The sequence below is a fragment of the Companilactobacillus farciminis KCTC 3681 = DSM 20184 genome (assembly GCF_002706745.1).
Taxonomy (GTDB): Bacteria; Bacillota; Bacilli; order Lactobacillales; family Lactobacillaceae; genus Companilactobacillus; species Companilactobacillus farciminis.
This window is the reverse complement of record NZ_CP017702.1, coordinates 991144-1017299: the sequence shown is the minus strand read 5'-3', so window position 1 is coordinate 1017299 and position 26156 is coordinate 991144. Positions and strand designations below refer to the sequence as shown.

28 protein-coding genes and 1 tRNA gene are annotated in these 26156 nt (G+C 37.6%); 2 read left to right on the top strand and 27 right to left on the bottom strand.

The annotated features are described in order from the left end of the window. The first annotated feature begins 20 nt into the window (after window positions 1-20). A complete protein-coding gene (locus tag LF20184_RS04980; protein ID WP_010019320.1) occupies window positions 21-935 on the top strand; it encodes an RluA family pseudouridine synthase in 915 nt (304 codons plus the stop codon). A 73-nt stretch (window positions 936-1008) separates the two neighbouring features. On the opposite strand, the gene LF20184_RS04975 is transcribed toward LF20184_RS04980, so the two are convergent. The 8 genes from LF20184_RS04975 to LF20184_RS04940 form a co-directional block, all read right to left on the bottom strand. Next, entirely contained in the window at window positions 1009-1929 is a 921-nt protein-coding gene (locus LF20184_RS04975; RefSeq protein WP_056945175.1) for a prenyltransferase, read from the bottom strand. 13 nt (window positions 1930-1942) lie between these two features. Next, complete coding sequence (gene argS, locus LF20184_RS04970) at window positions 1943-3637, bottom strand: arginine--tRNA ligase (protein ID WP_010019317.1); 1695 nt, start codon at window positions 3635-3637, stop codon at window positions 1943-1945. Between the two features lie 251 nt (window positions 3638-3888). Then, window positions 3889-4830, bottom strand: coding sequence for a carbamate kinase (arcC, locus tag LF20184_RS04965; protein ID WP_010019316.1), 942 nt, complete (start codon window positions 4828-4830; stop codon window positions 3889-3891). A gap of 33 nt (window positions 4831-4863) precedes the next feature. After that, window positions 4864-5970: an aminotransferase gene (locus tag LF20184_RS04960; protein WP_010019315.1), complete on the bottom strand. Its 1107-nt coding sequence runs from the start codon at window positions 5968-5970 to the stop codon at window positions 4864-4866. A gap of 12 nt (window positions 5971-5982) precedes the next feature. Next, on the bottom strand, window positions 5983-7395 hold the full coding sequence (gene arcD / locus LF20184_RS04955; RefSeq protein WP_010019314.1) for an arginine-ornithine antiporter: 1413 nt from the start codon (window positions 7393-7395) through the stop codon (window positions 5983-5985). Window positions 7396-7475: 80 nt separating this feature from the next. Beyond that, on the bottom strand, window positions 7476-8513 hold the full coding sequence (gene argF, locus LF20184_RS04950) for an ornithine carbamoyltransferase (RefSeq protein WP_010019313.1): 1038 nt from the start codon (window positions 8511-8513) through the stop codon (window positions 7476-7478). Window positions 8514-8577: 64 nt separating this feature from the next. Beyond that, window positions 8578-9807: an arginine deiminase gene (gene arcA / locus LF20184_RS04945; RefSeq protein WP_010019312.1), complete on the bottom strand. Its 1230-nt coding sequence runs from the start codon at window positions 9805-9807 to the stop codon at window positions 8578-8580. Window positions 9808-10266: 459 nt separating this feature from the next. Then, on the bottom strand, window positions 10267-10743 hold the full coding sequence (locus tag LF20184_RS04940; RefSeq protein ID WP_010019310.1) for a hypothetical protein: 477 nt from the start codon (window positions 10741-10743) through the stop codon (window positions 10267-10269). 165 nt (window positions 10744-10908) lie between these two features. On the opposite strand from LF20184_RS04940, the gene LF20184_RS04935 reads away from it, so the two are divergent. Then, window positions 10909-10979, top strand: a tRNA-Gly gene (locus LF20184_RS04935). Between the two features lie 622 nt (window positions 10980-11601). Here LF20184_RS04935 and LF20184_RS04930 read toward each other — a convergent pair. The 19 genes from LF20184_RS04930 to LF20184_RS04835 all read right to left on the bottom strand — a co-directional run bounded on the left by LF20184_RS04930 (window position 11602) and on the right by LF20184_RS04835 (window position 26155). Then, a complete protein-coding gene (locus LF20184_RS04930) occupies window positions 11602-11787 on the bottom strand; it encodes a CsbD family protein (protein ID WP_010019308.1) in 186 nt (61 codons plus the stop codon). A gap of 26 nt (window positions 11788-11813) precedes the next feature. Beyond that, window positions 11814-11951 (bottom strand): hypothetical protein, encoded by a 138-nt coding sequence (locus LF20184_RS04925; protein WP_010019306.1) that lies wholly within the window; start codon window positions 11949-11951, stop codon window positions 11814-11816. Between the two features lie 13 nt (window positions 11952-11964). Then, window positions 11965-12210, bottom strand: coding sequence for a GlsB/YeaQ/YmgE family stress response membrane protein (locus LF20184_RS04920; protein WP_029606488.1), 246 nt, complete (start codon window positions 12208-12210; stop codon window positions 11965-11967). Window positions 12211-12432: 222 nt separating this feature from the next. After that, window positions 12433-13383 carry a peptidoglycan recognition protein family protein gene (locus LF20184_RS04915; RefSeq protein ID WP_010019304.1) on the bottom strand — a complete coding sequence of 317 codons (951 nt, stop codon included), beginning with the start codon at window positions 13381-13383 and terminating at the stop codon, window positions 12433-12435. Further along, window positions 13384-13803, bottom strand: a complete 420-nt coding sequence (locus tag LF20184_RS04910; protein WP_010019303.1) for a phage holin family protein, TcdE/UtxA-related — start codon at window positions 13801-13803, stop codon at window positions 13384-13386. It abuts the gene before it with no gap. A gap of 85 nt (window positions 13804-13888) precedes the next feature. After that, window positions 13889-14272: a hypothetical protein gene (locus LF20184_RS04905; protein WP_010019302.1), complete on the bottom strand. Its 384-nt coding sequence runs from the start codon at window positions 14270-14272 to the stop codon at window positions 13889-13891. An 11-nt stretch (window positions 14273-14283) separates the two neighbouring features. Then, entirely contained in the window at window positions 14284-15897 is a 1614-nt protein-coding gene (locus LF20184_RS04900; protein WP_010019301.1) for a hypothetical protein, read from the bottom strand. Next, the gene (locus LF20184_RS04895; RefSeq protein WP_010019299.1) at window positions 15898-16113 is read right to left on the bottom strand and encodes a hypothetical protein; all 216 of its coding nucleotides are present in this window, start codon (window positions 16111-16113) and stop codon (window positions 15898-15900) included. It abuts the gene before it with no gap. After that, entirely contained in the window at window positions 16094-16315 is a 222-nt protein-coding gene (locus LF20184_RS04890; RefSeq protein WP_010019297.1) for a hypothetical protein, read from the bottom strand. The genes LF20184_RS04895 and LF20184_RS04890 overlap by 20 nt, the downstream gene beginning before the upstream one ends. Continuing rightward, complete coding sequence (locus tag LF20184_RS04885; RefSeq protein ID WP_010019296.1) at window positions 16316-18112, bottom strand: phage tail spike protein; 1797 nt, start codon at window positions 18110-18112, stop codon at window positions 16316-16318. Beyond that, complete coding sequence (locus LF20184_RS04880; protein WP_010019294.1) at window positions 18109-18798, bottom strand: phage tail domain-containing protein; 690 nt, start codon at window positions 18796-18798, stop codon at window positions 18109-18111. Before LF20184_RS04880 ends, LF20184_RS04885 begins: the two co-directional genes overlap by 4 nt. Then, window positions 18799-22113 (bottom strand): phage tail tape measure protein, encoded by a 3315-nt coding sequence (locus LF20184_RS04875; RefSeq protein WP_010019293.1) that lies wholly within the window; start codon window positions 22111-22113, stop codon window positions 18799-18801. A 244-nt stretch (window positions 22114-22357) separates the two neighbouring features. Next, window positions 22358-22744, bottom strand: a complete 387-nt coding sequence (locus LF20184_RS04870; RefSeq protein ID WP_010019292.1) for a hypothetical protein — start codon at window positions 22742-22744, stop codon at window positions 22358-22360. Between the two features lie 15 nt (window positions 22745-22759). Next, window positions 22760-23359 (bottom strand): hypothetical protein, encoded by a 600-nt coding sequence (locus tag LF20184_RS04865; RefSeq protein ID WP_010019291.1) that lies wholly within the window; start codon window positions 23357-23359, stop codon window positions 22760-22762. Between the two features lie 14 nt (window positions 23360-23373). Next, on the bottom strand, window positions 23374-23781 hold the full coding sequence (locus LF20184_RS04860; protein WP_010019290.1) for a hypothetical protein: 408 nt from the start codon (window positions 23779-23781) through the stop codon (window positions 23374-23376). After that, window positions 23781-24152, bottom strand: coding sequence for a hypothetical protein (locus LF20184_RS04855; RefSeq protein WP_010019288.1), 372 nt, complete (start codon window positions 24150-24152; stop codon window positions 23781-23783). Before LF20184_RS04855 ends, LF20184_RS04860 begins: the two co-directional genes overlap by 1 nt. Beyond that, entirely contained in the window at window positions 24142-24489 is a 348-nt protein-coding gene (locus LF20184_RS04850; protein ID WP_010019287.1) for a hypothetical protein, read from the bottom strand. Before LF20184_RS04850 ends, LF20184_RS04855 begins: the two co-directional genes overlap by 11 nt. Continuing rightward, a complete protein-coding gene (locus LF20184_RS04845; protein WP_010019286.1) occupies window positions 24470-24787 on the bottom strand; it encodes a hypothetical protein in 318 nt (105 codons plus the stop codon). The genes LF20184_RS04850 and LF20184_RS04845 overlap by 20 nt, the downstream gene beginning before the upstream one ends. A 174-nt stretch (window positions 24788-24961) precedes the next feature. Continuing rightward, entirely contained in the window at window positions 24962-26155 is a 1194-nt protein-coding gene (locus LF20184_RS04835) for a phage major capsid protein (RefSeq protein WP_010019285.1), read from the bottom strand. Between the last annotated feature and the right edge of the window lies 1 nt (window position 26156).

The following is a 26156-nucleotide window of genomic DNA, read 5'->3' as shown; positions in this document are numbered from 1 at the left end:
TTTAAGGAGCTAATCATCTTATGTATCAAAAAATCATAACTTATCATCAACAAAAATATGAGACTTTAACCATCCGTGAACTTCTAAAAAAGTGGCTGATTCCTAAGAAATGGCAACACTTTTTTCGTATTCAACAAGACGTTTTAATCAATGGAACTTACCATTCTTTTAATACGATTGTTCGAGATCTAGATGAAATAACTTTAAATTTTAATTTTTCACCCCGATCAGAACAACATTATTTGCCTGGCAATGACTCTGTCGACGTTGTTTATGAAGACGATGATATAATTGTCGTCAACAAAAAAGCTGGTAAAAAGACTCATCCAAACATCAAAACTGAAAATGACTCTTTGATGAATGATGTAGAAACTTATTTAACTAATGGTCATCCCTATATGGTCCATCGAATCGACATGGAAACTTCTGGCTTAGTATTAATCTCCAAAACGCCATACCTAGTCCCCATCTTTAATCGTCAACTTACCACTAAAACCTTGCATCGTGAGTACCTAGCCCTAGTCAAGTTAGACAAAGAAATCCCCGATTCTGGTACGATTGATCTGCCGATTGGTCAAGACCCTCAAGATGTCCGCAAAAAAATCATTAGTCCCACTGGTTTAGATTCAGTGACAAAGTTTAAAGTCATCCAAAAAAACGATAATTATGCTTTATTACAACTGAATTTATTGACTGGTCGCACTCATCAGTTAAGAATCCACTTGGCTAGTCAAGGTTGGCCCATTGTTAACGATCCACTCTATAATCCGCATAAAAAGACTGGGAATTTATTATTATTTGCTCATAAATTGGTTTTTCAACAACCTTTTAGTGAAAAATTCCAAATTATTTCAGCAAAATTATCAAAAAATATGTATAATCTAATATGTGCTTATTTAAAGCAACCAAAAAGCTCACCTAATCCCGACAATTAGGTGAGCTCTTCTTTTATGTTCAGAAAGAAGTTTTAGGAGTGATTTTTATGGACTCTTTCTGAGAAGGCTGCAACTATAACACTGACATAACTAATTTAATAATCGCCCCGACAGCAATCAATAAAATATACGTTACTGAGAATTTACTTACAGCTTTAATTACCAAAGGATAAGTTTTTGTTTTTACTTGTTCCTTTAGATAAGGACGAAAATCGTCCCAAATGTTTGGATAAAGTAGCACGATCAACAGTGTAATGTAAGGCACTACTTTCGTCAAAGCTAAGATGGGCACTAACAGAAAGGCTATTGCCCAACTAGCTTTAAACAAACTTAAGGCATTGGCTTTCCCTACTTTACTAACCAATGTATTACGACCATTTTTGAGATCCGCTTCTAAGTCACAAGTACCATTACTCAACTCTGCACATAGGAATGCAAAAGTGTTTGGCAGACAGGCCAAAACAATTGAGATGGCAGTGCTAGAATCAAATTTCCCTGACCCGAATAACCCAAGATAGGAGTAGGCTATTGGAATCAATTGGCTTATGGCAATAGCCACCACGATTTCTCCAATAAATGTAGAATTAAGTGGCTTGGGACCTGCTGAATATAACAAGCCGATGGCAACCCCGATGACCCCGATCATCAACGTTATCCAACTAGTTTGATATGTCAGAAAGGCTCCAATTATTAATGGAAAAATGGCCAAACCGAGCATCCATTTTTTGACTATTGCCAGTGATTCACGATTAATACCGATAGTACTGATTTTTTGTCGATATTCTTCACTCGTAGAATTCTTATAATCCATATAGTTATTATGGAAGTTAATGAACAGATGAATGAAGAATACGGCGATAAATCCTAAAATCCCATACCAGATATTAAACGTTTGATAATTCAAATATGTGAAACTTATTGCCAGTAACAACCATGCTAAATCTAGTGTGGTTGTTTTTATTTCTGATAATTCATCAAAGATTTTTCGATTCACAATTCAATTCATCCTACATTTCTTCTGGAGCTTTAACACCTAATAGTCCTAATGACATTTGTAGAACGATTGAAACTGATTTAACAAGTGCAAGTCTTGCTTTAAGACCTTCGTCGTCAGCCAAAATCTTACTGTGTGCGTAGTATTGGTTAAAGCTCTTAGCAAGCTTTAGAACGTACTTAGCAACAACTGATGGTTCATAATCCTTAGCAGCACGTTTAACAACGTCTGGGAAGTTTTGAAGCATCTTGATAGTATCCCAAGCTTCTGGATCTGTAACAGCCAAGTTTTCAGCATCCTTGTAGTCTACATCGCCGGCTTTTCTCAAAATACTTAATGCACGAGCATTTGTGTATTGAACGTAAGGACCAGTTTCACCTTCGAAACGAACAACTTCTTCAAGGTTAAAGTCAAAACTATCACGACGGTCATTCTTCAAATCGTGGAAGACTACCGCACCGACACCAACTGCTTCAGCAACGGCATCTTTGTTCTTCAAATCTGGGTTCTTTTCTTCGATTTGTTTCTTAGCTAAGTCAACGGCATCGTTTAGGACGTTTTCTAGCAAGATAACACGACCGGAACGAGTTGAAAGCTTCTTACCACCTGTTGTGATCAAACCAAATGGAATGTAGTCGATATCGTCTGACCAGTCGTAACCCATCTTCTTAAGAACAATCTTAAGTTTTGTAAAGTGCTCTGCTTGTTCACTACCAACAACGTAAAGTGATTTAACAAAGTCGAAAGTATCTTTACGGTACTTAGCAGCAGCCAAGTCACGTGTAATGTAAAGTGTGGCACCATCAGTCTTCTTGATCAAAGCTGGTGATAGGTCGTATTCTGACAAGTCAACGATTTCAGCACCGCGACTTTCTTTTAGAAGACCTTTTTCTTCAAGTGTGTCAACGATGGCATCCATCTTGTCATTGTAGAATGATTCACCAGTAAAGTGATCAAATTGAACGTCTAGACGATCGTAGATGATTTGGAATTCTTTTAGTGAAAGTTCCTTGAACCATGTCCAAAGTGCCAAAGCTTCTTTGTCGCCATCTTCCATCTTCTTGAACCAAGCACGAGCTTCGTCATCAAGTTCTGGCTTTTCTTCAGCTTCCTTGTGGAAACGTACGTAATACTTCAATAGGTTGTTGATAGGATCAGCTTCGACTTCTTCAACAGAACCCCACAATTTGTATCCAACAATCAACTTACCGAATTGAGTTCCCCAGTCACCCAAGTGATTGATTTTAACTGGATTGTAATTTAATTTTGAAATGATTTTAGCAATTGAGTTACCAATAACTGTTGAACGTAAGTGTCCCATTGACATTGGCTTAGCGATGTTAGGTGATGACATATCGATTGGAACGTTACGTCCTTTACCTTGATCAGCATTACCATAGTTTGTTTGTTCTGTTAAAACTTCATTGATAACATCCTTTGAAAAGGCTTCTTTATCTAGGAAGAAATTGATATAAGCACCAGTATTAACAACTTTTTCAAAACCAGTTGTATCGATCTTGCCAACTAATTCTTCAGCAATCATGTTAGGTGCTTTGTGCAATGTCTTAGCCAAGATAAATGTTGGGAAAGCATAGTCACCCAAATCTGAAGTCTTAGGCTTCTCGATCAAATTTGTAACTTGTTCCTCAGTAATTTCCTCTGGTAAAACTTTAACTAGTGCATCTACTACTTGTTTCTTAAAATCCATATTTTCCTCCTTTAGATAAAAAAAACGCCTCTTCCAATAAACTATATTGAAAGAGACGAGATTTCCCGCGGTACCACTCTAATTGATTAATATCCACTCATTAATTGATTATTCATTTTTGTAAGAAGGGTGCGACTTAATCTTTGATTTGGTCAACTCTCACCAAGACATGACCTCGCTTAAAATCTTATGATTAATTATTCCCTCTTTTGCACAAGTATGATAGCACATTAATTTGCTAATAACAATAATTATTTGTGAATAACTGTTCCCTTATTACCAGCAATGATTTCTTTAACATCATCCAAGGCACCAATTACAGCAGGTTTACCTGTGGCTTTAACGAAAGCTACGGCAGCTTGAACCTTAGGCATCATACTACCTTTAGCAAATTCGTCATTATCAATGTGCTTTTGAATTTCGTCAGCTGTAACGTCAAAAATCTCTTCTTGATTTGGCTTGCCGAAATTATAGAAGACTCCACCAACGGAAGTCAAAATGATTAATTTATCAGCATCAACTAATTGAGCAATCTTAGAAGCACCGAAATCTTTATCGATAACGGCTTCTTTACCAACTAGTCTGTCCCCATCTTTCACTACTGGAATACCGCCACCACCGGCAACGATTGGAATAACGCCAGCTTTAGAAATAGCTTCAATAGCTGGATATTCGTTGATTTCAACAGGTTTTGGTGATGGAACGACACGACGATAGCCACGACCAGCATCTTCGACAATCACCCAATCTGGATGTTCTTCTTGAAGACCTGGAACCTCATCTTCAGTATAGAAAGGTCCAATAGGTTTTGTAGGATCACTGAAAGCTGGGTCATTTTGGTCAACGATTGTTTGTGTGATCAAAGTAACAACTTGCTTGTTAATACCATTTTTGAGCATAACTTCTTTCATGGCATTTTGGAACCAGTAACCGATACTACCTTCTGTCATAGCACCACAAGTATCTAATGGCAAAGCTGGATTCTTTTCACTGTCAGCTGCAGCTTGTTGCAACAACAAATTACCAACTTGTGGACCATTACCGTGTGTAATGATCAAATCTTTATCACTCTTAACGAATTCTACTAGTGACTCACAAGTTTGCATAACAGCGTGTTGTTGAGCTTTTGCACTAGCATCCTTACTTAAAATAGCGTTACCACCTAAAGCAACCACGATACGTTCTTTTGTCATAATAACTCTCCTCAAAATGAGCGAAAAAATCGCCTAATTAGCTTGTAAATAATCTCCTAAAACTTCTAAACCTTTAGTCAAGGTCTCATGTGGTGCACAATATCCTAATCTGGCATATCCCGGTGTATCGAAAGCTTCTCCTGGGACTAGTAGGACCCCAGTATCTTTCAATAGATCTTTACAAAATTCCAAACTAGACTTCTTAGTTTCGAGTTTCACAAATGACGTCGACAACCCATTTGGAAAGACGCAACTGATTTTATCTGTTTTTTGAACCCAGTCTTTGAAATATGCTAAGTTATCGAGCACGATTTTTTTATTACGATCCAATACTTTATCTTTATTTTCCAAAACCAAACATGCCATCTGGTCGCTGAAAACTCCAGAACAGATCATCGTATAGTCACGATACTTTCTAAAGATATCAGCCAGTTGTGAATTAGTAGCTGTCCAACCTACTCGAATTCCTGGCATTGAATAAGTTTTAGATAATGAATTAGTGGAAATACCCTTGTCGTACAAATCAACGATTGGGGCAAAATCAACACTGTCATCAAATGGTAAATAAACTTCATCCACTAAAATATAAGCACCAACGCTTTTGGCAACTTCAACAACTTGCTCCAAGAACTTCCTATCTAAAATCGTTCCAGTTGGATTATTCGCGTTATTGATACAGATCATCTTAGTATTAGGACGAATCAATTTCTTTAATTCTTCGATGTCTGGATACCAGTTCTTATCTTCACGCAATTTCCAAAAGCTAACCTCAGCTCCCAATGATCTCGGGATGTCATAGAGCTGTTGATAACTAGGATAAACGCTGATAACGTGATCTCCTGGTTCAATCAAAGAATAAATCGCCAAGAGATTAGCACCAGTAGCACCATTGGTTTGCAGAATATTGTCGGGAGCAACATTCTGATACATCTTACTTACTTCTTTTTTAAAAGTTGGTGAACCTTCGATCCAACCATAATTCATTTTTTGTTCGTTAAGTTGATTATAAATATCAGCTTGGGTCAATTTCTTGATCTCATCCATTGAAAATGATGTGATCGTACTTTGAGCCAAATCATACTTGGCTTCTCGTTCGTGGACATTTAACCACTCTTCAACACCAAATCCAGCTATTTTCATATTCAACACTTCCTAGATTTTAATTGAGCCGGTAGCAGTCATAACGATACTGATGATTGCTAACATAACGATAATTATTGACCACATAATCTCTGATTTTGTTAGTTTTCCACCATCGAGATTGTATTCTTTTTTAGCACGATAGTAGAAATAGATTCCTGGCAAATAACCGATACAAACTAGCATTAAGTAATGTAAACCAGCTAAAGCAATGGCAATAATTTGAAAAGCTGCTGCAAAGATTCCTATCCACAATTGTTTCGTATCTTTATTTTGGAGTGAGAATTTGATTTGATACAAACCAACGAAGATATAGCAAACTACGATAGCAGCTGTACAAAGTGACAAGGCAAAATTGTAAGCTTCTTCAGAGAATAAGAGGATCACTAAGAAGACTTGAATCAAACTGGCCGTCAAAATCAATGAGAACGTTGGCGCACCGTTTTTATTCTTTTTACCAAATGAAGATGGCAACATTTTTTCTTCCGCCATCAACATTGTCGTGTCAGCTGGCAACATTGTCCAAGATAACCAAGAACCTAAAATAGCAATTATCAAGCCGATACCGATAAAGGCACCACCCCATTTTCCAACCATATCTTGGAAAATATAAAGCATAGCAGGTTGATTGATCTTAGCTAATTCATTTTGTGACAAGTAACCATATGGCAAAACTGAAGCTAAAACATAAATTACTAGTAAACTGATAATTCCAATGATAGTAGCTTTTCCGGCATCATTTTTACTTTGGGCACGAGATGACAACATACTGGCACCTTCAACACCAACGAAAACCCACATCATGATCATCAAACAAGATCTAAATTGTTCGACTAAATTGCTGCTTCCAGCGACACCACTAGCCACGTTGGACCAGAAGTGGGCTGTAAAGATTCCACCTTTAAATACGAAGATTCCGACAACGATAAAGGCAAATAATGGAATCAACTTACAAATAGTAATAATTGTGTTCATCGCAGCAGCTGATTCAACCCCACGATTAACGATAAAGGTCAACATCCAAGAAACGATACTTGCAAAAATTACCGAAGGAATGTTTTGTCCACCTTTAAAGATTGGAAAAAAGTAACCTAATGAACTCATTAAGACGGTCGCAAAGGCCACGTTTCCTAACCAAGCTGATAGCCAATAACCCCATCCACTAACGAATCCAGCAAAATTTCCGAAGCCGACTTGCGCATAAGCCTGAATACCCTCAGATTCTGGTTGTTTCAGTAACAAATTATTCAACGACATGGCTAACATCATAATTCCAAATCCAACGACGATCCATGCCAACAAAACTGGACCAGGAGCTGCTCCTGACGCTAGTGAGCTGGTTAAGGTAAAAACACCTGAGCCAATAGAACTTGTAACAACAGCCGCTGTTAAAGCTCCGAGTGATAGACCCTTCTTTTCTTCCATATTAATCATTCCTTATTTTTTCAAAAATTAAAAAATGAAAAAGGGCCAACCATTACGATTAGCCCTTCTTCAATAACTGATTAAACCTTAGGGATGAACAAGTTACCTAGAGTTGCTGCCATAATGGCTTTAATGGAGTGCATTCTGTTTTCAGCTTCTTCAAATTGACGTGCATATTTGCTTCTGAAGACTTCGTCTGTTACTTCCATTTCACTTAGACCATATTTGTCTTTGATGTCTTGTCCATATTGTGTATTTGTATCATGGAATGCTGGTAGGCAATGCATGAAGATGATTTGGTCATCAGGTTGACCAGTCTTCTTGATCATATCCATGTTTACTTGATATGGTTTGAGAAGTTTAATTCTTTCATCCCATTGACTTTCTTCACCCATTGATACCCATACATCCGTATAGATAACGTTTGTACCTTTAACACCTTCTTCGATGTTATCAGTAATTAAGAACTTGCTGCCTGATTCGTCAGCATACTTCTTAGCAGTGTCAACAACACTTTGATCTGGGAACAATTCCTTAGGTGCAACGATGTGGATATTAACTCCAAGCATTGAACCTGTAACTAAGAAACTGTTAGCCATGTTGTTTCTACCATCACCAACGAATGTCAAAGTCTTACCTTTTAGGCTGCCAAATGTTTCTTTCATTGTCATGAAATCAGCTAACATTTGTGTTGGATGCCATTCATCTGTCAAACCATTCCAAACTGGAACGCCTGAATATTTAGCAAGATCTTCAACAACTTGTTGTGAGAATCCACGGAATTCGATACCGTCAAACATGCTACCTAGAACACGTCCTGTATCTTCAACACTTTCTTTTTTACCTAGTTGAATATCGCCGGCACCCAAGAATTCGGGGTGAGCACCTAAGTCAATAGCAGCTGTAGTAAAGGCTGAACGTGTTCTTGTTGATGTTTTTTCAAATAGTAAGGCAATGTTCTTACCTTCTAGATAATGATGTGGTATGCCCTTTTTCTTAAGAGCTTTTAAATGAAGTCCAAAATCAATTAAGTATTCCAATTCTGCAGGTGTGTAGTCTTTTTCAGCTAAAAGGCTTCTGCCTTGAAATACTGATGTTTCTTTTCCTTTATAGTCCAAAATGATCCCTCCAAAAATGATGAGTTAAAGCTAGTCTAGCACATTTTTTCTAATTAAATTAAATTTACTTTAAGTCTTCACGTACTAATGGCATACTCATGCAACGAGGGCCCCCACGACCACGTGATAATTCACTTGAGATTGTCTCCAATACCTTCAAGCCGTGTTGTCTTAGCATTTCGTTTGAAACGTAGTTACGATCATAAGTAACAACGACACCAGGTGCGATTGCTAAAGTATTTGATCCATCATTCCATTGTTCTCTAGGAGCAACGATAGGATCACCATTACCAGTTGGAATCAAGTCTAGATCATCAAGACCAAGTTCCTTCTTTAGAACAGCCTTTAGATCTTGATTGTGTTCATAAGTCAAATCACCATCTTTAGTTGGGTGAATTGTCCAAGTATCGATCTTGCCACCTTCGCCAAGAATTCCTGGGTGAACTGTAAATTGATCATAGTTGATCATTGTAAATACAGTATCCAAGTGCATCATTGCGTGGTTGTGTGGAATCTTGATAGCAATTACTGTGTCGTACTTGCTGTCTTTGAACAAGTTTCTAGCGATGTCTTGAATAGCAGTTGCTGATGTTCTTTGTGAAACACCAATTGCTAATACGTGGTCGCTAAGTACTAATTCGTCTCCACCTTCGATACGGTGTGTATGGTTTCTATCACGCCATACGTGCAAGCCTTTGTTTGCAAAACGTGGATGGTATTTAATGATTGCTTCCATAAACATTGATTCACGTTGTCTTGCAGCGAAAGTCATGTGGTTAATGCTCAAACCATCACCGATTGAAGCTGCCGGGTCGCGAGTAAAGTAAAGGTTTGGCATTGGGTCCATGAAGAATGGATATTCTGAATCTTCAGCGGCACTAACTAAGTCAGTTGGCTTGAAGTCAATATCATTCTTACGAACACCGATCATTAATTGATTTACCATTGCGTGTGTATCAAGACTCATCAAGAATTCCTTCAATGCATCATGGTCAGCACCAACAGCGTAATCTGATTCGCGAAGCATCTTTTCTACAAATGCTTCTTTAACATTTCCAGCATCGATAGCTTCTGCAGCTAAATCTTCAAGATAAAGAACTTCTGTTCCGTTATCTCTTAAGATTTGAGCAAAATTGTCATGCTCCTTTTGGGCAATTGGCAAATATGGGATATCATCGAACAATAGTCGGGGCATTGTGTCGGGTGTAATGTTTTCAACTTCTTGTCCGGGACGTTTCAACATTACGACATCCAATTTTCCAATTTCTGAAGTAACATGGATTGGCATAGTCATAAAAAATCACTCCTTAATTTTGAATTCCGTTACCAACACCCACTATATCGGACAGGTATGGGTTTTGCAAGCGATTTCATGAAACTATTCCAGTATGAAATATTTTCTAATTTTTGAAGGAAAGCTAATTCGCGTCATACCTAGCAAGCGTTTACACTAATTAGAGAAATTTTAATCAAAAATTATTTTTCGAAATGTCGAAATAACAGGATATAATTTTATAAATACTTTTCTGAAACTAAACAATTTACAATATCTTGTTCATTTAAAAAACTCATTATCTATTAAAAAAAGACTACTTAAATAAAATATTTGGTAGTCTTAAGATTTATTTTCAATATGTATAAGATATATTTTTTGAAATATGATAATGAAATAATAAAAAATATCATGTAAAAAAAACTCCACTAGCACATTCTTCTATATAAAGAGATGTACTAGTGGAGTTTGAAATATTAATTATTTTCCGTTCTTTTGTACTGATTTAACAGCATCTTTGTGTGAACCTTCATAAAGTTTCCATTGTTTGCCATCAGAAGTCTTGATAGTAGTTTTGCCGACCTTAGTGAATTTCCAGTCGAAGTCAGGTTCTTTGATAATTCTAAAGCCATCGATCTTGAACTTCTTAGCGTTATCCTTGTTCATAACGATCTTAGCTTTCTTGAAATCAGTAATAACTTTCTTTGAACCGTTCTTGCTTACACGTACAAATTGAACAGTCTTCTTATCTTTACCAGTAAAGAAAGTGATGTACTCATCCTTGTTATCCTTGCTGACACCAACATAATCTTGGTTCTTGATCTCACTCTTTGTGATCTTCTTAGCAGAATGTTGTTCAGCTTGTTGCGCACTGTTATTTGAACAACCAGTTGCTACAGTAGCAAAACCACCCATTAATGAAACAGCGGCTAATAAAGTAACCAATGTTTTTTTCATTATTATCTTCTCCTTGATGCAATTTATTGATAAAAATTCATCGTCACCCTTGATTTTATGGTAATGAAAACTAAAAATCAATTTATATTGTAAATTCATCGGACTTTTTTAAATATTTCTTATCATTTTAGATCAAAATATTGTATAATTATAAAGTTATCAAATGCGAACTTAGTTTAATGGTAAAATACCAGCTTCCCAAGCTAGTGTCGCGAGTTCGATTCTCGTAGTTCGCTTATATCAGTTTCGATGAGTTTCGATAGCTTATGAAAAGTCTACAAATCAATGTTTCTATTTTCATGAGTTACGATAAGTCACATATATAATACATAAAAGTGTGTCACGTGTGTGTCACGAAAATATTTTGTGGGAGCAAAGTTTTATCGCCAGTCAAACGACTAGCGATTTTTTTATACAAAAATAATTGAATTAAATTTGCAATCTACCATGCAATGATTTTTTTTAATTATTTTTAGACAAACAAAAAAGCCCACCACCTAAATTAATAGATGTGAGTTGTTATAATTTTGCAAATAAAAAAAGCCCTACTTGACAAAGGCAAATGACAAGCTAGGCTTCTACTAGAACGGCAAGACTACTGAGCGTTGTAGTCAAGAGATACGAAACATTCAAAGCTTAATGCAATTTTTTGTTACACATTGATTCGAGTTGTTCACATTTGGCATAGCTATCATTGCCGAGTTATTAATCGCAATTTTTATTCATTAGTCAGCAGTGCGGCAGATGTGGGATTGAGCCCCCGCATCTGCTTTTTTTGTGTTTACACAATAACACATACTTTAATTTATATCCAATAAAAAAACCAAACCTAATTTAATAGGTATGGTTAATTCAATATTACTTTTCAGACTTCTTGTTAATTTTTTCAGCAACCTTATCAACAATATTGTCGGCTTTTTCTTTGGCTTGTCCAACCTTTTCTTGAATCTTACCTTTTAGCTCTTTCTTATCATCGTCAGTTGCTTTTCCAACTGTCTCATTAGTTTTTCCTTTAATCATATCTTTTTTGCTATCAGTACCCATATTAACATCTCCTTTTGAATATATTCTTAATGAACCTTTTTTTGCAATTCATCGCCAGCTTTATCAATACCTTTAGCAGCAACAATAGTTCCTCCTATAAGTACACCTCCAACGATCAATGTACTAACAGCCATAAAAGCAAAAACATTCTTTAATATACCCATGATGTGATCCTCCTCAAGCTTTTTTTCTTACTACGAAGGATACAATCAATACAAGAATGATTGCCCCAATCAACGATGGAACGATTGCCATTCCTGCAAGTTGCGGACCCCATGATCCTAATATTCCTTCACCAATGAAGGATCCCACAATACCAGCTATTATGTTAGCAATCCACCCCATAGATTCTCCTCTATTGGTAACTGCACCAGCGATTGCACCAATAACTGCACCTACTATTAGAACCCATAACCAATGCATAAAATCACTCCTTTTTATATTTATAATTAAATGCTAATATATTGAGACTATTTTTGCAAATTATACACAAAAAAGCCCACACCTAAATTAATAGATGATGGGCTCTTCTAACACTATCAAAGCTAGTTCAAAATCGAGGTAGTTTACAATATTGTCCACGTCAATGAACACCTTTAAATTAACGCATATTATTTAATTTGTCTAGCATTTACCATTTAAAATTTATCCTTTAAATCCAGAACCTTGTGCATATTTGAGTGGTAGATACATATCCGTGGCAATCTTGTAGCAGTAACCAACTTTAGGAACTTTAACAACTGCTGCATACTTCCAAGCTGAACCACCATCCAAGTTAGCACCTACTACTTCGCCTTTTAAGTTAACAGCATGTACAGGGATGTCGGAGTTAATCAATACTTTCCCCTTAAAGGTTGTGATCGATTGTGGAATGTAGATATCTCCACCAATACGATATTGAGGTTCACCATTAATCATCTCAATACCGGCAGAAACCCACCCCGTACCTGGTGCAATATTAGTAGTAGAGTTAGCTGAACCATCTAGTTTATAAGTAGCATAAGCCTTCACATTTCCCTCGAGTGTGGTTACAACGTTATTGATATTTGTAAATACCTTCTTGGGTTCTACTACATCTTCAATGCCAACTGCAATATCGTGTGCCAGCTGTTCTTGTGTAATCCCCCAGAATGGCTCTAAATAGCTTTGAACAGGGTCAGTATGTGAACCCCAAATATTATCTGAAACCCACTTATGAGTTTTAATTCCATTGCCATAAGCGTCCAGTGTGGTAGGGATGCTAAACTCCTGAGCTTTGGCTCGTGCGAAGTTAACGAATACTTCATAATCTTTCTTAAACGTGGCTTTATCTGTAGTTCTAGCTAGTTCAATTTGAACTGGTGAATTCGCATTTGCATAGCTACCTGTTCCCCATGCTTGATATCCATCAGCACCGACTTGATAAATCTTTCCACCGTCACCAATGACGTATTGGACATAAGTTTGAGTTGTTGCCCAATTATTTTTGAAGTAACTTGCATTGGCTTTTGCACCAATGTTTGTTGTTTCGTGCAAAACAATAAATTTGTTGGCTGTTCGTACTGATGAGCCTTCATAAGTTCCTAATGCAAAAGTATTATCGACATTAAATTTCATTTATTTATCCTCCTTATTTTCTTTCTCAGGTTCGCCATTTTCAGCGTAATCACTTAATTTATTAAGCCTATCCTTGATAAAGTGTGGAAGTGGTAATCCCATTTGTCCTACGTTCTCTGTAATTGACGTAGCATACATAAATATCCACAACCAGAGAACCGCATCGCCTACCCATTCATATCCAATGGCAATTGACCAAGGATAAAGTAGCCACACTAAAAGTATGATCGTGATATGAATAGCAAATCCTTTCTTACCGATTGAACTGTCGGTAGTAGATGTTACTAATGATTTTGAAATCCCAGTTATTACATCAGCCAAGATTAAAACTGCCAGTGTAAATAGTAGCGGATTTGTGTCTAAGTGTTCCATTGCGTCAATCCAGTTCATTGGACCGACGTTTGGTAATGGTGCATACATATATATTTCATCTCCCTAATTTTTTGCAAAAAAATAAGCCTATAAGGCTGTTATTTTGGTTATTTTTATATCTCATATACCAATTTTAAATAGCTTTAATTAAAGCTTTTAATTTTGGAAGTCCCGAAACATTTAGCCTATACTCTCCATCAACAATAGATCTTGATACAGTTATTGTATTACCATTTAAGGTATATTCTTTCTCTATATCTAAGTTTTTAAAATCATCACCAGAAATATCGGTGTCATCATATTTACTGGTAAAACTATCATTATAAGTCGCCAAATTAATGCCATTAATGTTTGACCAATTCTTTGTAGTATTTAGCAAGTGTGCGTTTTCAAAACTAGTTACATAGACATCGGGAATATACAAAATCGTACCCGGCTCTAATTTAGTTGCGCCACCAAATTCTTGGCCACCATACATAATTTTACCCACGTTGCTACCTCCAATTTTTAAATTCATTTAGATACCTCCTAAGCATCAGGAATCACATACATAATTTTCGGATCAACAGTTCCTGCATCTTCAAGTGCTTTGTAATCTTCTTGACTGATTGGAGTAATCATGGTCTGAACAGTGTTTTGAAGTGCTGTAACTTCCGTCTTGTCGGCTTTTTTGGTTATTCCATCATTGATAGCCTGAACACCGTCTTTATTTTCAGTCACGGCATCGGCTAATTCCGCAATAGTGTCCAGCGTTTCAGGAGCAGCACCAATAATGCCCTTAATAGTTTGTTCAGCGTATGTTTTCGCTTGTCCAACACCGGTAGAAATTTTCTTGTCGACCTCGGCGTTTGTGGAATAGTCGGCTTTGTCTAAGGCATTTATAATGGCTGTTTGGACACTTCCGTCAGTCGCAATGTCTTTAGGATTGAGCGAATAGTCGGTTGCTGTGGGTCCTAGTTCTATCTTAAAGTTATTTTTATATTCTCCCGATTTATCAGGTGTGTCTGGACTAAATCTGATGTACGAAATTTCAGGAGGAACTGCTATTACCTCTGAAGAACTTGTGCTGATTTTCCCATCATGTTCTTTTTTGATAAAACTCTTTGAACTATCATAATATGAAATTCTTGAAACGACTGAATTTGCGGTTCCATAAATTGAAATAGTATATTTTTTATTAGCCATAACTGGAATGTAGTCAGTTGTAAAAGCGATGGCATATCCAAAGGTAATTCCATTATCTAGCGTGGAATAATTTTTGATTGTTTTTGCAACGATTAAATTAGTCCTGACACCACTAATATTTTGAGCGGCCAAATCTAGTTGAGCTTTCAAAGCATCAAATTTATTTTTAACGTCTGTTGCTTGGCTGTCCAAACTATCTAAAGATGTATTGAAATCTTTAACGTCTTTATTGATTAACGCTTTGAAGTTGTCATAGTCGCCTTGTAACGTTGCCAACAGTGCTTTAAATCTGTTTTCGAAGTCTGTTTGTTGTTCATTAAAATCAGTTTCAAAGCCTGCTTTTTGGCTGTCAAAATCACTTGTTCGTTTATCTTGAGCGGTTGTGAATGATGTCTCTGAATTGCTTTGGAATGTGTTCCACACCGCTTTAGCAGCATTCAAATCTTTTTGAGCTTGATCCACGAAGCTCTGCATCTTACCAGTTAATTCTGCAACTTTATTATCAATTTTTGCATTTTCAGTATCTGCAAAGTCTTTTAAGGCTAAAACGTAAGATTCGGCTTCCTTGATCAGCGTTTCAAAATCATCAATATAGCTTCCTGCTTCTTTTATTGATCCAATTCCTTGCAGCACGACTAACTTCACACTTGATGTGGAATCGTCTCCGATTTTGAAATACATGTTTCTGAAGACACCAACATTTGTGTACATTTCATCTGGAAACTTAACCTTGAACGTGTTTTTTGACTTATCGGTCACAGGCTGCTTAATCAGTCGTTGGTCGGGTGTCTTGGCAATGAGTTCAACGTCAACTGTAGATAAATCAGTGTACTTTTCGAATGACTTTCCTAAAGTAACTTGTAGCTCGTCCCCTGTGTCGCCTTGACGAATCTTTAAAGGCAGCTCGTAAATTGGAGTTGTCTTGTTTGTATCTAGAATAATTGGTGGTAATGCCATCTAGTTTTCCTCCTTTTCCATCAATGTTTTAGCTTGCGTTCTAAATTCTTCAAAATCTTTTTCGATTGTGTCCATATCCGATCTGTCCATAATCGTTTCCGAGATATTAAAAGTGCCGGCGCCATTCAGATTCGCATTGAAGTTTGCCAGCACGTTATTATTTTCATCTGTGGATGTTCCATTAAGATACACAGTTCTACTTGTTTTTAGTGCCATTATTTTCCTCCTTCAAAATATAATTGTCAGGAAAAGCCTCAGGTGCCTTGTCAAACACCTCTTTAATTAATGCTTGTTGCTTTTGCAATTGAATAGTCATAATCATGTTTTCGGAATCCGATTGAGTTAATTTTTCTTTATATTTTTCAATCAATTCGTTAGCAGTCACTTCTGCTACCTTATTTGTATTTAATTTTTTCATTTAGACACCTATTCTCTTTCCATCTACATACACTGGTCCTTGTAAGTATAATCCACTTCCATTTCCTGAAATGTTCCCACTAACGTGTAGATATTGAATGTTAGCATGAATTGCCCTGTCGATATTGCCGTCAACAGTGAGGGCCGGTGTTGAAATGCCATAACTAGCGACTGAAGTAGAAACCTGTCCAGCCGAGTTAAGAAATTGAGCATGTGACTTGGTTTTAATTGATCCGGCTACGAATTGGGCTCCATTAATAATTCCACCATTAATGTTTCCACCATTGATGGTAGTACCTGTCAAAGTATTACCAGTAATTGAGTCAGCATAAATTCGACCATCAGCACTTAAACCGTTCATAACCGTGCCGTTATTTGAGTGAAAGCCAGCGCCGGCATCATCCAAAAGCCAGTATCCGTAGGAAGTATGAATTTTCATTTGAGTGGCATTCATTAAATTTGGTGACCACTCGATTTTGTTGTTCCCGCCGTTATTCATGACTTTGGTCATGTCTGATTGAGTGTTAGCAACGTCTTGTTTAACTTTGTCAATGCGTTCCTGAGCTTGTTTAGCTGTGCTTTCTAGATCACCAATATCATTTTGAATTTCAACTACATTTTTATTTGTCTCGGTTAAATTGACGTTCGTTTCATTCAGGTTTGTGTTGGTTTCATCGACTTTGGTTTCAACGTTAGTTACTTTGCTTTCGGTGCTAACGGTTTTATCAGAGATACCAGTTCTTGCAATCGTGCCTAGCTCTACTTCTATGTATTCTCTAGCTAAAGCATCGTACTTGTAACCGATAATGCTGTCTTTAATATCGAAATCACTCACTTTGATGTGGACAATATCAAGCGGTTTAACATCAACCAGTTTCTTGAACTGGCTGTATTCCTTGGTATCTCCCAAGTTCTTAAATTGAACTTTAATATTGATACTAGGCTTATCAGCTTCGTTCTTGCTGTATTCTTCTTTGGCCAAACTTCTTAATTTCTCATAAGCTTGATCAACAGGAATGGCACCCTCTTGATTAAATTGGGAGTTGGAATTTTTAGCCTTAACGTCTTGATAGTTAACCGTTTTGATTTTGATATTTTTGTATTTGTCGATTAATGGACTGTCCACATACTTTTCAGGTAGCATCAAGCCATCAAATCCAATCGGCATGATTCTTGTTGCCATCGGCTCCCAGTCAATTTGATACGTATATCCTGTTAGATTTTTGCCGTGAGTAATTTTAAAACCTCTATCCTCACCCATTGACTTGAGCATCTTCACGTCATAGCCATCACGTGAGATAACGCCACCCCAGCGATTTAGGAATGTATTATCTTTAGATGTATCAAGTAATGCCTGGACTGGATTCATTCTGACCATTCGGCAATTTGCAACTTTATCAATATCGGATGTAAACCTAAAACTAGTTGGATATTGAAAAGCCGCATTGAATCTATCCATCAATGCGGTTCCAGTTGAATTAACGAAGTTAGAATCTTCAATCAAATTAGATGCTAGATCATAAAATAAGTGATAACACTCGACTTTTAAGAACCCGATTTGTTTGGTAACTTTATGGATTCGAAAAGGTTGCTCACCTAGTGGTGTGGGAGCGACCACGATCATATCGCCTTTGATTATTCCGCTATACTTCTCTTCACTGAAATAATCAAAATCAAAACTGTACATACCATTTTTAGTCCACTCTACAGAATTGTCTTTAATGCCACTATCTAAGACAGCAATACCGTTGGTTTTGAATTGTTCTTCTGTGGCATCTTCGGGAAATAGTCTAATCATAGATATCTCTCCCTTACGTTAAATTTCACAGTATCGAAGTCGCCACTAATTTCGATGTCGTTTTGACCAGGTATTAAGCGAGGAAAATCGCCAACCATTGATAAACCTAGATTCGTATCATCCTTATAAATCTCTTGAATTTCAGAGTCTATATAGGCGTGTTCTACGGTCAAGTTCAGTTCAATAGCTTGGTCATTAATCGTAACGACTCCCTCACCGCTCCCCATAATTTCAAGTTTTGGGAGCGAGTAGATAGTTCCGCGATTGAAAATAATTCCATCTTTGGCGACGGTTACCTCATCATTACCGACATGATATTCGAATGGGTCGCACACGAATGAGACTTCGAACGATCCATACTCGGCGATCTCATTATCGATATCTCCAATCTCGACATACTTAACTTTGCGATAAACGATATTGTCATCGAATCTTATTTTTTTACAGTTAAAAAGCCACGATTTTATGTGTCGTAGCTTTTCTTTTACGTTGAAATCTTCCAACATATTGAATTTTACTTTTTGAGTTACATCCTTGATATATTTCAATCGGCTTAAACTTCCGTTCCTACCATCTACATAATCGGATTCAAACTCATAATTTGGATTTGATAGAGCTGGTCGGTCTTCGACAGCTAGCAGCATGTCCGAATCGTAGACTCCATCAATTACCATGTGTAGTGTCATCTAATACCCCCTAACTCCAAAACTAGATTTGTTACCTCTTTGACCAATCCAATCGTCAGCACGTTCGAAAATCTTATCAATATCGCTATCATTTCTAACAGTGTTATTGAAAGTCATTTGAATGTTTTGGACTACTGATTGTTTAGCCTTCTCATCAGTCGCTTGTGCAATTTGATTACCAATTACTGATAAGTTCTTAAAGTTCAATGGCAAAATTGCTTCCGGACCAGCTTCGCCACCGCCTTGTAAATTACCGCCGTTCATTCCAAAAATGGTTGGTGCCTTCATGATTCCACCAATAGCATTCCAAGTTACAGACAAGTGTGGTACTGATGGTGGTTTCAAGCTAAACTTTCCAGATAAATGAAAATGTGGCAATGGTGGCAAGCTAATATTAGGAATTCTAAGGTGCATTCCCGAGAAAAATCCTTTTATTGCGTTAACAATTCCAGAAATAGTCGATTTAGCGGCTTGGATTGGTGCTACCATTGCTGACTTAATTCCACTCCAAACGCTGGATGTTACAGATTTAACAGCGTTCCAACCACTTGAAACTACTGATTTTACCGAATTGACAACGTTTGAAATTGTTGATTTAATTCCATTCCAAATGTTAGATACAACAGATTTCACAGCGTTTAGAGCGCTTGATGTAGCAGACTTTACAGCATTCCACCCGTTAGTAACCGCTGATTTAACAGCATTTAGCGCCGAAGTTACAGCCGATTTAATTCCGTTCCATACATTCGTGATAACAGATTTAATAGCATTCCAAACTGAGCTTGTAACTGACTTAATGGCATTCCAAGTTGTGCTAAAGAAGTTAGATAAAGCGGTAAAAACTGATCTAGCAATTGAAGTTATATAATTCCATAAACTCGACAAGAATGAGCTTATAGATTGCCATACCGATTGTACAACTGTGGAGATTGTTTGCCATAAATTACTAAAGAATGCGGCTATAGGTTGCCAGATTGGAGCTGTTAGTGCAACTATGGCTTGCCATGTCCATTGGAGCCAAGAACTTATAAACGTCCACACGCCTTGGATAACTGACTGGATAGTCATAAAAATCACAGTAAATACGCTGGATAAAGTTCCCCAGATTGTTGATGCAACAGTAACCACGTTCGTCCACAACGTCGTTAAGAATGTGACTATTCCCGTCCACACGCTCGAAACGGTGGTAGAAATACTTTGCCAAATCGAACTAAAAAACGCACCTAAGCTGGAAAATATACTAGATGCACCTTGAACTATTGAGTTCCACACATTGGACAATGTTGTAACAATCGAATTCCAGACCGAAGCCGTCATTGTTTGAATTTCTTGCCAGTGCGTGACTACAAATGTGACTATCACTGTGACTGCTGCAACAATAGCGGCTACTAATGCGACAGGTGCAACTGCCGCCGTTCCAATAACAGTCGCTATTGATCCAAGCACTGATAGCAACGTACCAACCACTGATATGACTGGTCCAATTGCCGCCGCAATCGCAAGTAATGCAACTACGAACTTTTGAGTCTCTGGACTAGCATTACTAAATGCTTTAGCTGCATTTTCAAGAACTTTAAATACCGGTTGCAAGGCATCAAGCACATCACTTAGTGCGTCCATCAAAGGACCACCGAATTCAATACCTAAATCAGAAACCTTATTTTTAACAATCTTTAATTTTGAGTTGAAAGTTGAGTATCTCTTTTCAGCTTCTTGCGTTAAAGCTGAATTCTCTTTCCAGCCATCACCAGATATCTTAAGTGCTTTTGATAATGTATCTCCGGCACCTGAAAGACGTAGCATAGTATCAATTTCTTGCGTGGAATTGATACCCATATCCTTAAGCATAGAAGTGACATCTTTGCCACTTGCTTTTGCTTTTCCAAGTCCTTTAACGAACTTGACGATGGCACCCGATGCGTCATCTTTCCAATGTTTCTTGAATTCGGATGAGGACATGCCAGAAACTTTGGCGAACTTGTCTAGTGAATCGCCACCACTAGCAACAGACGTATTAATCTTTTGCATGACACGAGACATGGCACCACCACCAGCCTCTGCTTGAATACCTACAGATGACATAGCAGCGGCTAGTCCTGTGATTTGTGATTCAGTCAAACCAACTTGATGACCAGTACCAGCTAAACGAAGTGACATATCCACGATGTCTGACTCAGTAGTCGCCATATTATTACCAAGGTTAACGATTGCCGAACCTAAACGATCGAAGTTCTTTTGTGGCATACCGGTGATATTAGCCAACTTAGCTAGTGCGGTAGCAGCATCTTCTGATGACATGTTAGTTGCTTGTCCCATGTCAATCATGGTTCTAGTAAAGCTTAAGACGTTAGGTGTTTTAATTCCTAATTGCCCAGCAGCTTCCGCAACGTGAGAAATCTCGGTAGTAGTGGCCGGGATAGTCTTAGCCATGCTCCGAATGCCGTTTTCCAAATCCTTATATGAAACTTTGACTTTGCCGTTTGAATCTTTGACCTCATCAACAGTTTTCTTAACACCAGTAAATGCACTATCGAAGTCACTAGCTGCTTTAACTGATGCGGCAACACCAGCTACGATTGGAGCAGTGACACCAACAGTCATACCACGACCGACAGACTTCAATTTGTTACCTGCACTAGTCATAGCATTACCGAAGTTCTTCATTTTGTTAGTAGAGTCGGCATAAGAATTAGCAAATTCCTGATTAGCTTTCTTAGCATCAAGCAACTTCCCGTTTAACTCTTCAACTTCTTGAGAATTCTCGCCGTATTCCTTCTTAGCGAGAGAGAGTTGTTTCTCTAAGTTCTTGACCTGCTCAGCAGTTGCCTTTTCTTGTTTGGCATAATATTGCTTAGCCAGCCTTGCTTTATCACTAGCTTTGGCGTTATTGCCAAGCTGAGCAACTTCTAACTGGTATTCCTTAGTTAAATTCCTGGATGAGGATTCAAGCGTTTTCTGTTCGGATGCCAGGGACTTTAAAGCAGCTTGTCTTTTTTGAGATGCTTGAGCCGCTTCGCTTTCCGCTGTTTTAGCTTCTTTCAACTTGGCATTAGTTGATTGAATACGATTTTTTAGCGATTCTTCTTGTTTCTCAGCAGTTAAAAGTTTGTTAGTCCAAATACGAGTTTCTTCTGAATTCTCTCCGGTTACACGCTTAACGTTTTCTAACGCCTCAGCTGTAATCTGTGTCTTACTCTTTGCAAGTTCGTATTGACTATTTAACTTGGTCAAACTGGCATTTAACTTCTCAGATTCAGATGAGGTGTTTCTCATCTGTTCCTTTTGCAATGCAAATTCTTTATTTAAAGAAGTCATAGCATTGCTATTTTCTTTAATAGCCGATTTGAACTGCTGATTTATTACCTTATATTCAAGTTGAATCTCTTTGCTTGTCCTTAGATGACCTCCTTTCTATTTTATGAATTCAAATAATTTTCAATTGCGATCTTATTAATTGTTAGTTTTGTCAAACTATCGATATTCCAGTATTCCGCAACGACAGGATCTAACCCTATAAAAAAAACGTAGAAGCTATATAGGTCTTCTACGTTTTCTATTACTAGTTTTGGTGTCTTTTTCTCTTGTCCTTGCGACTTCCTTTTTTTGTTGAACGTTTAAAACTGCTTGCCAGTTTATTATCGCTTTCGGCAACATCACCAATCATGTCCACAAGAATCTTGCCAAACAATTCAAAGTTAAGGTCTAGCTTATCTTCAAATTGTTCTTGTGTCATTGTTGTCCCAGGGTTGCCATTCACATAAGCAAGCCAAGCAGCGTTGATAAGATAAGGTTCCATCTTGTCCGGTTCCTTATCAGCACCAACAAACGCTTGCAGTAATGATTTAGGAAGCAAACCTTTTGATTGGAATTCTCTCAATGCGTGGACTGAGATTTTTGGCTTAACTTTGACAGTTTCGCCATCGTTCAAAGTAATTTGTGTAATCATTTTAAGACTCCTCTACTATTCAACTGTATCTCCACTTGTGGAAGTTGCTTGTACTAATTCCGGTGTGAAATCTGTTAGCCACTTGTCAGCAACATCAGGTTCAACTTCGCTCTTAAGTGCTTCATAGAAGAACTTGTTATTGACATCTTTCATGGCAATGAATTCTTGTTCGATTTCGGCAATTTCTTCGCCACCATTTTCTAGTTCCCAAGTCATACCACCTGAAAATTGCATGTTTGGAAATGCTCTAAGCATTGTCATTTCCTCATCAAGATCTAATACATCGAATGACATAATTCCACGGCCTTGACGTGAATCAGTACCATAAGCAAATACGCCTTTCTTCAAGCCCTTTGTATTAAGTCCCCAAACTTTTCTAAGGTTTTCAACTGGTAAATGACCAGTAAATTTACATTTAAGTTGTGTAGGAATATCCACAGAACGAACTGTATCGCCTTCACATTTCTTAATTACTGTCTTTAATGTAGTTTCAATTTCAAGCTTTCCTGTACACCCTAACTTCACTGAGGGAGTGACATAAGCACCATTTTCAAACCATTTAATACCGGCATCTGTAACTTTGTATTCGTCAAACGTTGTAAATTCTTCAGCCATATATATTTCTCCTTTTATAATTTCATTGCGTCTTCTAACGCTTCCATAACTTTTCTAAAAATTGGATTTGAAGCAGCTTCCCCACCTTGTTCAAAGAACCTTTGATCAATAAGGTTATGTGGTCCAATACCATCATTTGGAAACACCAGGTAACCGAAACTACCCTTGTTCTTCGCTGCTCCACCGCGTGCATAAACTCTAAATCCCAAGTTCATCATATCTGATTTAAGTGGATTAGAATTTTTAGCGTGTTTTTTGTTTCTATTTGACATAGGCATAAACTTAACGATTTGTTGAATTGCTTGTTTAGCGCCATATGTATGTAAAACTTTATTAACAGCATCTTCGGCACGATCAGGAACCTTAGCCATTTCATTTTGAATGGCTTTTGAACTGTCATAGTTTAAAAAGAATTCAGCCATTACCAGTCACCTGCTTTAATCACATGAACGAAGTTCAAAGTGATCATCTTGGCATCTTCGTTTGTATCAGTGAATTTACCGTCGTCAATCTCTGAACCTGTAAATCTGAGACGTGCCTTAGTCAGCTTGTCTGCAAGCTTTAAAACATCGATTTGAGAGTTGTTGCGAGTAATAAAAGATAGAACGAACTTCTGCAAGAATTGATTATGATTCTCTTGCGCTGGTGTAATCTCACCGTCTTTTGAATAAATAAAAAACGATTTGTTAGCCGTAATTTCATCCTTTTCAATTGACGTATCAAACAGTGGATAATCTTCTCCGTCCATGATTTCGATGAACTTATCGAGTTTTAAAGAATCTTTAAACTTCATTCAATACACCTTCTTTAGTGAGATACCAAAACATATTTTTCCTATCGGTCGATAAGTCGATATATTCAATCTCGTAGTAATTGCCGTTAATAACAGCTTTGTGAATCTGCTTATCGATACCTGGGACGTAATAAGTTTCAACTTTTAAATTGGATGACTGATCTTTACCACTGCTAAAGATATCCTCATCCTGTTGTCGAATTTGTTTGTAATTAAAAAAGAGAAAGCCTGATTCGTTTAATTCAAACCCAATTTTCTCTTTAAATTCATTACGTTTAGTTTTAATAGTTCCATATCTTAAAACTCCGTCAGTATAGTTAGTCAGTCGTCTTTTCATCAATAGACCTCCTAGCTACCCCGTTAACGATTTGTAAATGTAGGATGTCACTTTGATAGTCCACAGGGAACATCTGCCTGTAGCCGTCCCAGTAATAGCGACAGTAGTTCATTAGTAAATCATTAGCGACTATCGATGCTTCTGATTCACCAGCAAAGTTGATTGGTCCTGCTCTACTGGTGATGAATGCCATGCCGCGTTTAATAGCTTTTTTCAAACTGTTGTCACGTTCGTTAAAAGAAATTTGAAGCTCACTTTTAACTTGCGTTAACAGCTCGTCACTAACCTCGTATTTCATTTATTAACCTCTATTCTGTAGGCACTAATGCTAGTAGGTCGTCTTTAGTAGTCTTGCCGGTATAGTCAATCTTTTGATTGTCTAACCAAGCTTTAATTTCGGCTACTGTCTGTTCAGCTGTAGGCTTAACCGTCCCAGCTGTATCAAAGGCGCCATCTTTTTCGGATGGCGTTTCTATTTTGACTCTTCACTCACATCGCCAATCTTGCCGGCTCTCTTAACGTCAGGAGCGCCTTCAAGTTCAGGAATAGTTGCACCTTCCATACCAGAGATGTCAGCCACGAAGAATGCGTTTTGATTCTTAGCAACACCCATACCGAAGAATTTAGCAATGTATAAGTCCATGTCTTCGATTGCTAGTGTTTGATCGTATTCCTTAAGTTCCACAGCACCAGAGACACCTAGAATGTAGTTTTTAGTGAAACCAAACACGATTTTGTCTTCTGGCACGGCATAAGATTGGATGATAGTATCGCCAGTTGGCAATGCAATTAAGTGCCAGTTGTTGTCAGCGTCGTTAACAGCTAGTTGTGGGAACAACTTAGCCCAGTAGGACATAGGGTTAACGATGGCACTGATTGGACCATTAGCAGTCTTAGCTTTAGTCAAAGCTGCGTGGATTCCAGCTAATGACAATGGTTTCAAATCATTCAATTTAATAGCTGGTTTGTCAGGATATACACCATCAGTAGAACCAGAAAGTTTCTTAGTCATACCGATTGGTTGCAAGTTACCATCACCAGAAACAACAGCAGTTTCAAGTGTTGCGCTCATTGTTTCTTCTAAGAATGTGATTACATATTGTGCCAAATATGATGGGCCTAATTTAAAGAAACCTTTTGGAACTGCCATGAATCCAGATAGTTTGCTTGATTCTAATGACAATGGCTTGAAACCATCTTCGACGATTTGTTTGATATCGTCTGGAACCTTACCCCAGAAGGCAGTCTTCTTAGTTGGATCAGCGTAGATAAGTTTCATCAAAGCTGTAACCGGTTGAGTATCAATAGCGGCAAGCAGTGGGTGTTCTTCTGTAATACGTGATAGAACATCTTCAATGACTGTTTCGGGTAGGACTTCATCTAAGTTTTCGAATGATTGTTTCTTAGCTGCGTCAGCAAAGAACTTTCTTTCGGATGACGTCATCGGTCTACGAATTCCACGAGCTTCAAGTACCTTTTCATCATTCATTTCAGTATTCATTTCTTTAACTTGCTTGAATGCGTCAGCACTGATTGTGTCTTGGAGTGATTGAGCAAAGTTACCAAATGCCTCTTCTTGAGCCTTTTCGTCTCCATCACGCAAGGCATTAAACATAGCCACTCGTGAGTCTTTTAGTTTTTCATTATCTAAATCTAAATTTTTCATT

Excerpts from the sequence above, each read along its gene's own strand:
- LF20184_RS04850 (WP_010019287.1), bottom strand. The coding sequence starts at position 24,489 with ATGAAAAGACGACTGACTAACTATACTGACGGAGTTTTAAGATATGGA.
- LF20184_RS04855 (WP_010019288.1), bottom strand. The coding sequence starts at position 24,152 with ATGAAGTTTAAAGATTCTTTAAAACTCGATAAGTTCATCGAAATCATG.
- LF20184_RS04920 (WP_029606488.1), bottom strand. The coding sequence starts at position 12,210 with ATGCATTGGTTATGGGTTCTAATAGTAGGTGCAGTTATTGGTGCAATC.
- LF20184_RS04835 (WP_010019285.1), bottom strand. The coding sequence starts at position 26,155 with ATGAAAAATTTAGATTTAGATAATGAAAAACTAAAAGACTCACGAGTG.
- LF20184_RS04930 (WP_010019308.1), bottom strand. The coding sequence starts at position 11,787 with ATGGGTACTGATAGCAAAAAAGATATGATTAAAGGAAAAACTAATGAG.
- LF20184_RS04885 (WP_010019296.1), bottom strand. The coding sequence starts at position 18,112 with ATGATTAGACTATTTCCCGAAGATGCCACAGAAGAACAATTCAAAACC.
- LF20184_RS04960 (WP_010019315.1), bottom strand. The coding sequence starts at position 5,970 with ATGAAAATAGCTGGATTTGGTGTTGAAGAGTGGTTAAATGTCCACGAA.
- LF20184_RS04980 (WP_010019320.1), top strand. The coding sequence starts at position 21 with ATGTATCAAAAAATCATAACTTATCATCAACAAAAATATGAGACTTTA.
- LF20184_RS04865 (WP_010019291.1), bottom strand. The coding sequence starts at position 23,359 with ATGGCTGAAGAATTTACAACGTTTGACGAATACAAAGTTACAGATGCC.
- LF20184_RS04895 (WP_010019299.1), bottom strand. The coding sequence starts at position 16,113 with ATGGCACTAAAAACAAGTAGAACTGTGTATCTTAATGGAACATCCACA.
- LF20184_RS04925 (WP_010019306.1), bottom strand. The coding sequence starts at position 11,951 with ATGGGTATATTAAAGAATGTTTTTGCTTTTATGGCTGTTAGTACATTG.
- LF20184_RS04910 (WP_010019303.1), bottom strand. The coding sequence starts at position 13,803 with ATGTATGCACCATTACCAAACGTCGGTCCAATGAACTGGATTGACGCA.
- arcD (WP_010019314.1), bottom strand. The coding sequence starts at position 7,395 with ATGGAAGAAAAGAAGGGTCTATCACTCGGAGCTTTAACAGCGGCTGTT.
- LF20184_RS04845 (WP_010019286.1), bottom strand. The coding sequence starts at position 24,787 with ATGAAATACGAGGTTAGTGACGAGCTGTTAACGCAAGTTAAAAGTGAG.
- LF20184_RS04940 (WP_010019310.1), bottom strand. The coding sequence starts at position 10,743 with ATGAAAAAAACATTGGTTACTTTATTAGCCGCTGTTTCATTAATGGGT.
- LF20184_RS04905 (WP_010019302.1), bottom strand. The coding sequence starts at position 14,272 with ATGAATTTAAAAATTGGAGGTAGCAACGTGGGTAAAATTATGTATGGT.
- LF20184_RS04890 (WP_010019297.1), bottom strand. The coding sequence starts at position 16,315 with ATGAAAAAATTAAATACAAATAAGGTAGCAGAAGTGACTGCTAACGAA.
- arcA (WP_010019312.1), bottom strand. The coding sequence starts at position 9,807 with ATGACTATGCCAATCCATGTTACTTCAGAAATTGGAAAATTGGATGTC.
- LF20184_RS04900 (WP_010019301.1), bottom strand. The coding sequence starts at position 15,897 with ATGGCATTACCACCAATTATTCTAGATACAAACAAGACAACTCCAATT.
- arcC (WP_010019316.1), bottom strand. The coding sequence starts at position 4,830 with ATGACAAAAGAACGTATCGTGGTTGCTTTAGGTGGTAACGCTATTTTA.
- LF20184_RS04915 (WP_010019304.1), bottom strand. The coding sequence starts at position 13,383 with ATGAAATTTAATGTCGATAATACTTTTGCATTAGGAACTTATGAAGGC.
- LF20184_RS04870 (WP_010019292.1), bottom strand. The coding sequence starts at position 22,744 with ATGATTACACAAATTACTTTGAACGATGGCGAAACTGTCAAAGTTAAG.
- argS (WP_010019317.1), bottom strand. The coding sequence starts at position 3,637 with ATGGATTTTAAGAAACAAGTAGTAGATGCACTAGTTAAAGTTTTACCA.
- LF20184_RS04860 (WP_010019290.1), bottom strand. The coding sequence starts at position 23,781 with ATGGCTGAATTCTTTTTAAACTATGACAGTTCAAAAGCCATTCAAAAT.
- LF20184_RS04875 (WP_010019293.1), bottom strand. The coding sequence starts at position 22,113 with ATGACTTCTTTAAATAAAGAATTTGCATTGCAAAAGGAACAGATGAGA.
- LF20184_RS04880 (WP_010019294.1), bottom strand. The coding sequence starts at position 18,798 with ATGACACTACACATGGTAATTGATGGAGTCTACGATTCGGACATGCTG.